The sequence below is a fragment of the Saccharomonospora iraqiensis subsp. paurometabolica YIM 90007 genome (genome assembly GCF_000231035.2).
GTDB lineage: Bacteria > Actinomycetota > Actinomycetes > Mycobacteriales > Pseudonocardiaceae > Saccharomonospora > Saccharomonospora paurometabolica.
The window spans coordinates 47,253-56,289 of sequence record NZ_KI912244.1 but is presented as its reverse complement, the minus strand read 5'-3'; the positions used below and the strand labels follow the sequence as shown (position 1 = coordinate 56,289).

The following is a 9,037-nucleotide window of genomic DNA, read 5'->3' as shown; positions in this document are numbered from 1 at the left end:
CGGGGGCGCGGGAGCTGGCCAGGCCCGCGTTCGACCTCGCCGACCGGCTCGGATTCCGTCGCTCGATCCTGGCCGAGCGGGCGGTGCCGACCCCGACCTGCGGTCTGGCCGGGACCACCGCCGGGTGGGCGCGCCGGGCCCTGACCCTGGCCACGGATCTGGGGAAAGTGTTCTCCGACCCGTCCGAGAGCTGACAGGATCACCGGATGGGGTTGTTCCGACGTGGGGGCGCGCTGCGGGCGCGGCACGGTGGTCGGCGTGGTTCCGCCGACCGGCACGGCACCGGCACCGGGGCGACGACGGGGGCGGACGACCTGCCGGATCCGCGCACGGCGTTCCCCCGGCAGCCGGTGCCGGACGATCCGGCGGCGGCCGCCGCGGAGTTCTGGCGGTACTGGCACGACGTCCTGCCCGACGTGAGCGCCGCCCTCGGCAACGGCTGTCCGTCGCAGGCGGAGACCCTGCTGGCCTCCGCGGTCGCCCGGCTGCATCCGGACCTGCACTTCTCCGTCGACCGGGGTGGACGCGCGATCTACGCGCTGGTGCTCAGCGGACAGGAGGACCCGGCGCTGCGGCCCTACACCGACGCCTGGATCGCGGGCGCACCCCCGGACGACGCGATGTGGGAGTACCATGATTCGGTGCCCCCGGTCCCGGACCCGGCGGAGGTGACCGTGAACGTGGGCGGCCGGCGGGTCGGGCTGGCCGACGTGCGGGTCGTGGCCCGGGTGGACGACGCGGAGGGGGTGGTCGACGTCGCCGTGTACCACCCGGCGCTGGCCGAGCTCGACGAGGCGTCCCGCAGGGCGATGACGTTCCTGCCGCTGGACGCCGCGCTGGGGGAGCGCCTCGCCGCGGAGCGCCTCCGCCGGGTCGAGACGGCACTCGGCGAACCCGACGGCACCGTCGACCTCACCCGCCTCCGCGCGCTCGTCGAGGAGCTCGCCGACACCGTCGGTGGTGCGCACTAGGCTGTGCGGATGTGAGCAGCCACGACCACACCGACACCACCGGCACCGACATCGGCACCGACACCGACATCGGCACCGACACCGCCGCGATCGAGCGCGCCGGGACGGAGCATGCCGAAACGACGACGGTGACCGGCGACGGCCTCGCCGGGTCCCCGGCCGCCGAGGCCGAGGACATCGCCGACGTCCCCGCCGAGATCCGGCAACGGCACCGGGAGCTGGCCGACGAGGTCCGTGGCCACCAGTTCCGCTACTACGTGCTCGACCGGCCCACGATCTCCGACGCGGAGTTCGACCGGATGATGCGCGAGCTGGAGCGGATCGAGGCCGAACACCCCGGCCTGGTCTCGCCCGACTCGCCGACCCGGCAGGTCGGCGGCGGCATGTTCTCCACCGAGTTCCTCGCGGGCGACCATCTGGAGCGGATGCTCAGCCTGGACAACGCCTTCGACCCGGAGGAGTTGCGGGCCTGGGTCGACCGGGTCGAGAAGGAGGTCGGCGGCGGTACCCGCTACCTGTGCGAACTGAAGATCGACGGGCTCGCGGTGAACCTGCTCTACGAGAACGGTGTCCTCACCCGGGCGCTCACCCGCGGCGACGGTCGCACCGGCGAGGACGTGACGCTGAACGTGCGCACCCTGCGCGACGTCCCCGAGCGGCTGGCCGCGAACGACCGGTTCCCGGTCCCGGAGCTCGTGGAGATCCGGGGCGAGGTGTACTTCCGGGTGGCCGAGTTCGCCGAACTGAACTCCGGGCTGGTCGAAGCCGGCAAGTCGCCGTTCGCGAACCCGCGGAACGCGGCGGCCGGGTCGCTGCGGCAGAAGGACCCCAAGATCACGCGCGACCGGCCGCTGCGGTTGATCTGCCACGGGCTCGGCAAACGCTCCGGGTTCGACCCGCAGCGGCAGTCGGAGGCCTACGACGCGCTCGCCGCGTGGGGTCTGCCGGTCTCCGCGCACAGCACGGTGATCGACTCCGCGGACGGGCTGGTCGACCACATCCGTTACTGGAACGAGCACCGGCAGGAGGCCGAGTTCGAGCTCGACGGTGTGGTCATCAAGGTCGACGAGGTCGCACAGCAGCGCAGGCTGGGTACGACCGCGCGGGCACCGCGGTGGGCGATCGCCTACAAGTACCCCCCGGAGGAGGCCAACACCACCCTGCTGGACATCGGGGTCAACGTCGGCCGCACCGGCCGGGTCACGCCGTACGCGGTGATGGAGCCGGTCAAGGTCGCCGGCTCCACCGTGGAGCTGGCGACCCTGCACAACGCCGAGGAGGTCCGGCGCAAGGGCGTGCTCATCGGCGACCGGGTGGTCATCCGTAAGGCGGGGGACGTGATCCCGGAGGTGCTCGGCCCGGTCGTGGACGTGCGCACCGGCGACGAGCGCGAGTTCGTCATGCCCACGCACTGTCCGGAGTGCGGCACCCGGCTGGCCCACGAGAAGGAGGCCGACGTCGACATCCGCTGCCCGAACGCCCGGTCGTGCCCCGCGCAGCTGCGGGAGCGGCTGTTCCACCTGGCCGGGCGCGGGGCGTTCGACATCGAGATGCTGGGCTGGGAAGCGGCGGGTGCGTTGCTGTCCTCCGGGGTGATCGTCGACGAGGGGGACGTGTTCGACCTGGACGCCGCGAAGTTGAAGTGGACCGAGTTGTTCGTCACCAAGGCGGGGGACCTCTCGGCCAACGGGCAGCGGTTGCTGGACAACCTGGAGGCGGCCAAGCACCGTCCGCTGTGGAAGGTCCTGGTCGGGCTGTCCATCCGGCACGTCGGCCCCACGGCGGCGCAGGCACTGGCGCGCGAGTTCGGCACGGTGGAGGCCATCGACGACGCGGACGAGGCCACGCTCGCCGAGGTCGACGGGGTCGGCCCCACGATCGCCCGGTCGGTGCGGGAGTGGTTCGCCGTGGACTGGCATCGCGAGATCGTGGAGAAGTGGCGTCGCGCCGGGGTACGGATGGAGGCCGAACGGGACGCCTCGATCCCGCGCAACCTGGAGGGGCTCTCGATCGTGGTCACCGGCTCCCTGGAGACCTTCTCCCGGGACGAGGCCAAGGAAGCGATCATGGCGCGGGGCGGGAAGGCCGCCGGGTCGGTGTCGAAGAAGACCGCCTTCGTCGTCGTGGGCGAGACACCGGGGTCCAAGCACGACAAGGCCGTGCAGCTCGGGGTGCCCGTGCTCGACGAGGACGGCTTCCGCGTGTTGCTCGACCGCGGACCCGACGCGGCCGTGCAGGTCGCCGAGCAGCAGGAGGCGTGAGGCGGGATGAGTGACCTCGTGGTGCGGCGGGCCCGGCCCGCGGAGTTCGGCGCCGTGGGGGAGCTGACGGTCGCGGCCTACGCGGCCGACGGCTTCCTCGACCACGCCTCGGGCCCCTCGTACGCCGGGCAGCTGCGCGACGCGGCGCGGCGGGCCGGACACGCCGACCTGTTCGTGGCCGTCGACGAGGCGGACGTTCCGGTGGGCACGGTGACGTTGGTGGGGCCCGGCTCGGTGATGGCCGAGCTGTGCGGCCCGGGTGAGGTCGAGATCCGCATGCTCGCCGTGGCCCCCGGAGGGCGCGGGCGCGGTGTCGGCGAGATGCTCACCCGGGCCGCGCTCGACCGGGGCCGTGAGCTGGGCGCGGGCCGGGTGGTGCTGACGAGCATGACCTCCATGACGACCGCACACCGGCTCTACGGACGGCTCGGGTTCCGTCGCGTGCCCGAGCTCGACCGTACGGTGGCCGAGGAGGTCCTGCTGCTCGCGTTCACGCTCGACCTGTGAGCCGGTGCGCGCGGGTCACCGGCGTTCGGTGGTGTCCCGGCGGAGCAGCACGGTGACGGCCAGCCCGACGGCGGCCAGCCCGACGGCGGCCACGGCCGTGCCGCCCGCGCCGAGGTGGTCGACGATCCACGTCAGCACCCGCCGGGTGCCGGAGTCGGGGTCGGACAGCACCATCGCGACGAACGCCCCGGCGAGCAGGACGACCCCGGCGAACACCCACCGGCCCCGGTGGGCGGACAGCTCCGCCTTCTCGATGATCACCTGGCCGGCGGCCAGGATGCGCCGCACCCGGAGGATGCGGAACGCGCCGAGGGTGAGCAGCAGCCGCAGGATCTGCACCGGCCCCACCACGAAGATCACCGCGGGGATCGTCAGGCCGACCACGAGCAGTTGCAGCCGGTACCGCCGGACCCACGTGCGCACGCTGCCGCTGGCCCACAGCAGCACGAACGACTCACCGAGCAGCACCGACAGCGACATCCAGTTCAGCACGGCCCCGATCACCCCGGTGATCCCGGGCGCCGTGGTCAGGAACACCGCCGGGACCGACACGAGCGCGGCGGAGAGCACCGGCACGGCCAGCTTCTCCTGCACTCGCTCGATCCGGGGATCGTCGGGGTCCGTCAGGGGCATCGGAGGCGAGATTACGCGGTCTTCACCCGCACCGGCCCCGACGGCCACGCCCCCGAAGGGCACCACGACGCTCGCGGCGTGCGCTGGGACCGGGATGCATGCAGGTATCGTGTGGGTGCATACTCCGCGTGCATGGGCCGCACCAGGGTCACGGTCGATGACGAGCTCGTCCACGCGGTGATGCGACGCTACGACCTCCGGTCGAGACGGGAAGCCGTAGACCTCGCACTGCGGCGAGCCGCGCGCACGGCCACGCCGGAAGAGATCGAGGCCGTACGTGGCGTCGGGTGGGAGGGCAATTCGGACGAGCCGGGCTGACGCCGCGTCGCCGGCGCCCGGGGGCCGCCCGTAGCCTGCGGCGGGACGGTCTCCGGGGGGTCAGCCGTTCAGCACGACCGCGACGATGCCGGCGAGGTGGGCCAACCGGGCGACCTCGGCGGTGCGGAACATCGGGCCGCCCGGCCTGCCGACGAGCAGGGCGCGGCCGGGTTTGCCGATCGGGGTGGCCGCCAGTTCGGTGCCCAGCTCCCGCCACATCGGCGGCACCCAGTCCGCGTCCGCGTCCAGCACCGTGGCCCGCTCCAGGGGCAGCCACGGCAGCTCCTCGGGGGGTGCCTGGGGCGCGGCCGTGGACGCGCACAGCTGGCTGGTGCCGTCGCCGGTGTGCTGGACGATCAACGACCACCCGGCCCGCACGATCCGGGGCACCCCCTCGGCGAGCAGTTCCAGTCCCGAACCGGGGCTGGCCGCGATCTCCTCGACCAGCTCCAGCTCCCGGTGCGTGTCGAGCACCCCCGCGTACGGGCGCACGGCGTCGACCTCGACCCCGTCGACGCTCTCCGCGGCCGTGATGAGCGTGTCCGGGAGCCTGCCGTTGGGCAGCTCCACCACGAGGTCGTCGACGGCGAGTCCGTTACCCCGCTCGACGATGTCGACGCTGAGGATGTCGGCGCCGGCCGTGCCCAGCGCACTCGCCACGGCGCCGAGGCTGCCGGGGCTGTCCGGGACCTGGACCCGGATCAGGAAAGACAACGTGGACCCCTTCCCTCGGCCGGCGTCCTCACCTCATTCAAGCACCCACGCCGGTCACCGACCGACGATTGTGACAGCTCCGGCCGTGCCGGGGACAGGCGCGGTCGGGTGTGGTGACCCGGCCCCACCCGGCCGGGCCGAGGCCCATAGACTGCCCTGGGTAAGACCGGATCGCCCAGAATCCCGCGGCGAGTGTCCGCGCCCACGAAATCGAGAACACCCGGAGTCGCCCGCGTGTCGAACATTTCCCGCGACGAGGTCGCGCACCTGGCCAGACTGGCGAGGCTGGCCGTCACCGACGAGGAACTGGACGTGTTCGCAGGCCAGCTCGACCAGATCCTCGACTCGGTCGCGAAGGTCGGCGAGGTCGCGACCGACGACATCCCGCCGACCTCGCACGCCGTCGGACTGACCAACACGTTCCGTCCGGACGTGGTGCGGCCCGGGCTGAGCCAGGAGGAGGCCCTGGCCGGGGCCCCCGCCGCGGAGGAGGGCCGGTTCCGGGTCCCGCGCATCCTGGGGGAGGAACAGTGACCGACCTGACCAGGCTCACGGCCGCCGAACTGGCCGAGAAGATCCACTCCCGCGAGGTGTCGTCCGAGGAGGTCACCCGCGCGCACCTGGACCGGGTCGCCGCGGTGGACGGCGACGTCCACGCCTTCCTGCACGTCGACTCCGACGGTGCGCTCGCCGCCGCCCGCGCCGTGGACACCACGCTCGACGGCGGGAGCGCCCCGGTCTCCCCGCTGGCCGGGGTGCCGCTGGCGCTCAAGGACGTGCTCACCACGCGCGGCCTGCCCACCACCTGCGGCTCGCGGACGCTGGAGAACTGGCTGCCGCCCTACGACGCGACGGTGACCCGCAGGCTGCGCGAGGCCGGGGTGCCGGTGCTGGGCAAGACGAACATGGACGAGTTCGCGATGGGCTCGTCCACGGAGAACTCCGCGTTCGGGCCCACCCGCAACCCGTGGGACCGCGACCGCGTCCCCGGCGGCTCCGGTGGCGGTTCGTCGGCCTCGCTGGCGGCGTTCGAGGCGCCGCTGGCCATCGGCACCGACACCGGCGGGTCGATCCGCCAGCCCGCCGCCGTGACCGGCACGGTGGGGGTCAAGCCCACCTACGGCGGCGTGTCCCGGTACGGGCTGGTGGCGTTCTCCTCGTCGCTGGACCAGGCCGGACCGTGTGCGCGTACCGTGCTCGACGCCGCGCTGCTGCACGAGGTCGTCGGCGGACACGACCCGCTCGACTCGACCTCGGTGGACACGCCGGTGCCGCCGGTGGTGCGCGCCGCGCGGGAGGGCGCCGAGGGTGACCTGTCCGGCCTGACCGTCGGCGTGGTGCGGGAACTGTCCGGCGAGGGCTATCAGCCGGGTGTGCTGTCCTCCTTCGAGGCGGCCGTGGACCGGTTGCGCTCCCTCGGGGCCGAGGTGGTCGAGGTCTCCTGCCCGCACTTCACCTACGGCCTGTCCGCGTACTACCTGATCGCCCCCAGCGAGTGCTCCTCCAACCTGGCCCGCTTCGACGCCATGCGGTACGGCCTGCGGGTGGCCGACGACGGCGGGCACGGCGCCGAGGAGGTCATGTCCCTGTCCCGGGAGGCCGGGTTCGGCGCCGAGGTCAAGCGCCGCATCATGCTCGGTACCTACGCGCTGTCCTCGGGCTACTACGACGCCTACTACGGCTCGGCGCAGAAGGTGCGCACGCTGATCGCCCGCGACTTCGCCGCGGCGTACGAGCAGGTGGACGTGCTGGTGTCGCCGACGACCCCGACCACCGCCTTCCGGATCGGCGAGCGGGTGGACGACCCGATGGCGATGTACCTGGCGGACCTGTGCACCATCCCGGCGAACCTGGCGGGCAACGCCGCGATGAGCGTGCCCAGCGGGCTCTCGGACGACGACGGTCTGCCGGTGGGGCTGCAGATCATGGCGCCCGCGCTGGCCGACGACCGCCTCTACCGGGTGGGTGCGGCCTACGAGACGGCGCGCGGGCCGGTGCTGGACCGCATCCCGGAGCTTGAAGGAGTGGCCTCACGATGACAGCGGTCGCGGAGATCATGGACTACGCCGAGGTCGTCGAGCGGTACGACCCGGTGCTCGGGCTCGAGGTGCACGTCGAGCTGAACACGAACACCAAGATGTTCTGCGGGTGCCCGAACGAGTTCGGCGGCGAGCCGAACACCCACGTGTGCCCGACCTGCCTGGGCCTGCCCGGTGCGCTGCCGGTGGTCAACGGTACCGCCGTGGAGTCGGCCGTGCGGATCGGGCTCGCGCTGAACTGCGAGATCGCCGAGTGGTGCCGGTTCGCCCGGAAGAACTACTTCTACCCGGACATGCCGAAGAACTTCCAGACCTCGCAGTACGACGAGCCGATCGCGTTCGACGGCCACCTCGACGTGGTGCTGGACGACGGCGAGGTGGTGCGGGTCGGCATCGAGCGCGCGCACATGGAGGAGGACACCGGCAAGTCGCTGCACGTCGGCGGCGCGACCGGCCGCATCCACGGCGCGGAGCACTCGCTGCTGGACTACAACCGCGCCGGGGTGCCGCTCATCGAGATCGTCACCAAGCCGGTCACCGGGATGGGCGAACGCGCGCCCGAGGTGGCCCGCGCCTACGTCACGGCGCTGCGCGACCTGCTGCGCGCGATGGACGTCTCCGACGTGCGGATGGACCAGGGCTCGCTGCGCTGCGACGCGAACGTCTCGCTGACGCCGAAGGGGTCGGCGGAGTTCGGCACCCGCACCGAGACGAAGAACGTCAACTCGCTGCGCAGCGTCGAGCGCGCCGTCCGCCACGAGATGGGCAGGCAGGCCGCCGTGCTCGCCGCGGGCGGCACCATCACCCAGGAGACGCGGCACTTCCAGGAGGCCGACGGCACCACCGCCGCGGGCCGTACCAAGGAGACCGCCGAGGACTACCGCTACTTCCCCGAGCCGGACCTCGTGCCGATCGCGCCTTCGCGGGAATGGGTGGAGCAGCTGCGGACCACGCTGCCCGAACTGCCGTGGGAGCGGCGCAGGCGGATCCAGCAGGAGTGGCAGCTCACCGACGAGGAACTGCGCGACCTCGTCAACACCGGGGCGATCGAGCTCGTCGCCGCCACGGTGGAGGCGGGCGCCGACCCCGGTGAGGCCCGCATCTGGTGGGTGCAGAACCTCACGCAGCAGGCCAACAGCAGGCAGGTGGAGCTGGCCGACCTGCCGATCACCCCGGTCCAGGTGGCCCGGGTGATCGAGCTGGTCTCCGCCGGGGAGCTCACCAACAAGCTCGCCCGCCAGGTCGTGCAGGGGGTGCTCGACGGTGAGGGCGACCCGGACGAGGTGGTCGACAAACACGGCCTGAAGGTCGTCTCGGACGACTCCGCGCTGCTGGCCGCCGTGGACGAGGCGCTCGCCGCGCAGCCGGACGTCGCCGAGAAGATCCGTGGCGGCAAGGTGCAGGCCGCCGGGGCGGTCGTCGGCGCGGTGATGAAGGCGACCCAGGGTCAGGCCGACGCGAAGCGCGTCCGGGAGCTGATCCTGGAACGGGTGGGCGCCTGACGGTGGCGGGGGGCCGTACCGCCGACCGACGCCGTTCCCCGGCCGGGTGGTCGCCCGGCCGGGTGTCCCGGCGCGAGTGGCTCGGCCTCGCG

At 72.9% G+C, this 9,037-nt stretch carries 9 protein-coding genes and 1 pseudogene; 8 read left to right on the top strand and 2 right to left on the bottom strand.

The annotated features are described in order from the left end of the window. The 4 genes and pseudogenes from SACPADRAFT_RS27660 to SACPADRAFT_RS0213695 form a co-directional block, all read left to right on the top strand. Positions 1-194, top strand: a pseudogene (locus SACPADRAFT_RS27660) (methionine synthase); the annotation flags it as partial. Positions 195-206: 12 nt separating this feature from the next. Further along, complete coding sequence (locus SACPADRAFT_RS0213705) at positions 207-971, top strand: hypothetical protein (RefSeq protein ID WP_007025289.1); 765 nt, start codon at positions 207-209, stop codon at positions 969-971. A 68-nt stretch (positions 972-1,039) separates the two neighbouring features. Beyond that, a complete protein-coding gene (gene ligA, locus SACPADRAFT_RS0213700) occupies positions 1,040-3,232 on the top strand; it encodes an NAD-dependent DNA ligase LigA (RefSeq protein ID WP_407690020.1) in 2,193 nt (730 codons plus the stop codon). A 6-nt stretch (positions 3,233-3,238) separates the two neighbouring features. Continuing rightward, positions 3,239-3,739: a GNAT family N-acetyltransferase gene (locus SACPADRAFT_RS0213695; protein ID WP_007025287.1), complete on the top strand. Its 501-nt coding sequence runs from the start codon at positions 3,239-3,241 to the stop codon at positions 3,737-3,739. A gap of 15 nt (positions 3,740-3,754) precedes the next feature. Here the strand turns inward: SACPADRAFT_RS0213695 and SACPADRAFT_RS0213690 are convergent, their stop codons facing one another. After that, positions 3,755-4,372: a hypothetical protein gene (locus SACPADRAFT_RS0213690; RefSeq protein ID WP_007025286.1), complete on the bottom strand. Its 618-nt coding sequence runs from the start codon at positions 4,370-4,372 to the stop codon at positions 3,755-3,757. A gap of 132 nt (positions 4,373-4,504) precedes the next feature. Here SACPADRAFT_RS0213690 and SACPADRAFT_RS34515 point away from each other — a divergent pair, with 132 nt between their 5' ends. Beyond that, positions 4,505-4,690 (top strand): type II toxin-antitoxin system VapB family antitoxin, encoded by a 186-nt coding sequence (locus SACPADRAFT_RS34515; protein ID WP_007025285.1) that lies wholly within the window; start codon positions 4,505-4,507, stop codon positions 4,688-4,690. A gap of 60 nt (positions 4,691-4,750) precedes the next feature. Here the strand turns inward: SACPADRAFT_RS34515 and SACPADRAFT_RS0213680 are convergent, their stop codons facing one another. Further along, positions 4,751-5,404 carry an ACT domain-containing protein gene (locus SACPADRAFT_RS0213680; protein WP_007025284.1) on the bottom strand — a complete coding sequence of 218 codons (654 nt, stop codon included), beginning with the start codon at positions 5,402-5,404 and terminating at the stop codon, positions 4,751-4,753. Positions 5,405-5,638: 234 nt separating this feature from the next. Between SACPADRAFT_RS0213680 and gatC the strand changes: the two genes are divergently transcribed. The 3 genes from gatC to gatB are packed head-to-tail and all read left to right on the top strand — an operon-like array spanning position 5,639 to position 8,945. Next, on the top strand, positions 5,639-5,938 hold the full coding sequence (gatC, locus tag SACPADRAFT_RS0213675; protein WP_007025283.1) for an Asp-tRNA(Asn)/Glu-tRNA(Gln) amidotransferase subunit GatC: 300 nt from the start codon (positions 5,639-5,641) through the stop codon (positions 5,936-5,938). Continuing rightward, positions 5,935-7,443: an Asp-tRNA(Asn)/Glu-tRNA(Gln) amidotransferase subunit GatA gene (gene gatA, locus SACPADRAFT_RS0213670; RefSeq protein ID WP_007025282.1), complete on the top strand. Its 1,509-nt coding sequence runs from the start codon at positions 5,935-5,937 to the stop codon at positions 7,441-7,443. Before gatC ends, gatA begins: the two co-directional genes overlap by 4 nt. Beyond that, positions 7,440-8,945 (top strand): Asp-tRNA(Asn)/Glu-tRNA(Gln) amidotransferase subunit GatB, encoded by a 1,506-nt coding sequence (gatB, locus tag SACPADRAFT_RS0213665; protein WP_007025281.1) that lies wholly within the window; start codon positions 7,440-7,442, stop codon positions 8,943-8,945. Before gatA ends, gatB begins: the two co-directional genes overlap by 4 nt. Positions 8,946-9,037: the final 92 nt, after the last annotated feature.

Bases quoted from the DNA above. Each gene is read 5' to 3' on its own strand.
- SACPADRAFT_RS0213705 (WP_007025289.1), top strand. From the start codon at position 207: ATGGGGTTGTTCCGACGTGGGGGCGCGCTGCGGGCGCGGCACGGTGGT.
- SACPADRAFT_RS0213695 (WP_007025287.1), top strand. From the start codon at position 3,239: ATGAGTGACCTCGTGGTGCGGCGGGCCCGGCCCGCGGAGTTCGGCGCC.
- SACPADRAFT_RS0213690 (WP_007025286.1), bottom strand. From the start codon at position 4,372: ATGCCCCTGACGGACCCCGACGATCCCCGGATCGAGCGAGTGCAGGAG.
- SACPADRAFT_RS34515 (WP_007025285.1), top strand. From the start codon at position 4,505: ATGGGCCGCACCAGGGTCACGGTCGATGACGAGCTCGTCCACGCGGTG.
- gatB (WP_007025281.1), top strand. From the start codon at position 7,440: ATGACAGCGGTCGCGGAGATCATGGACTACGCCGAGGTCGTCGAGCGG.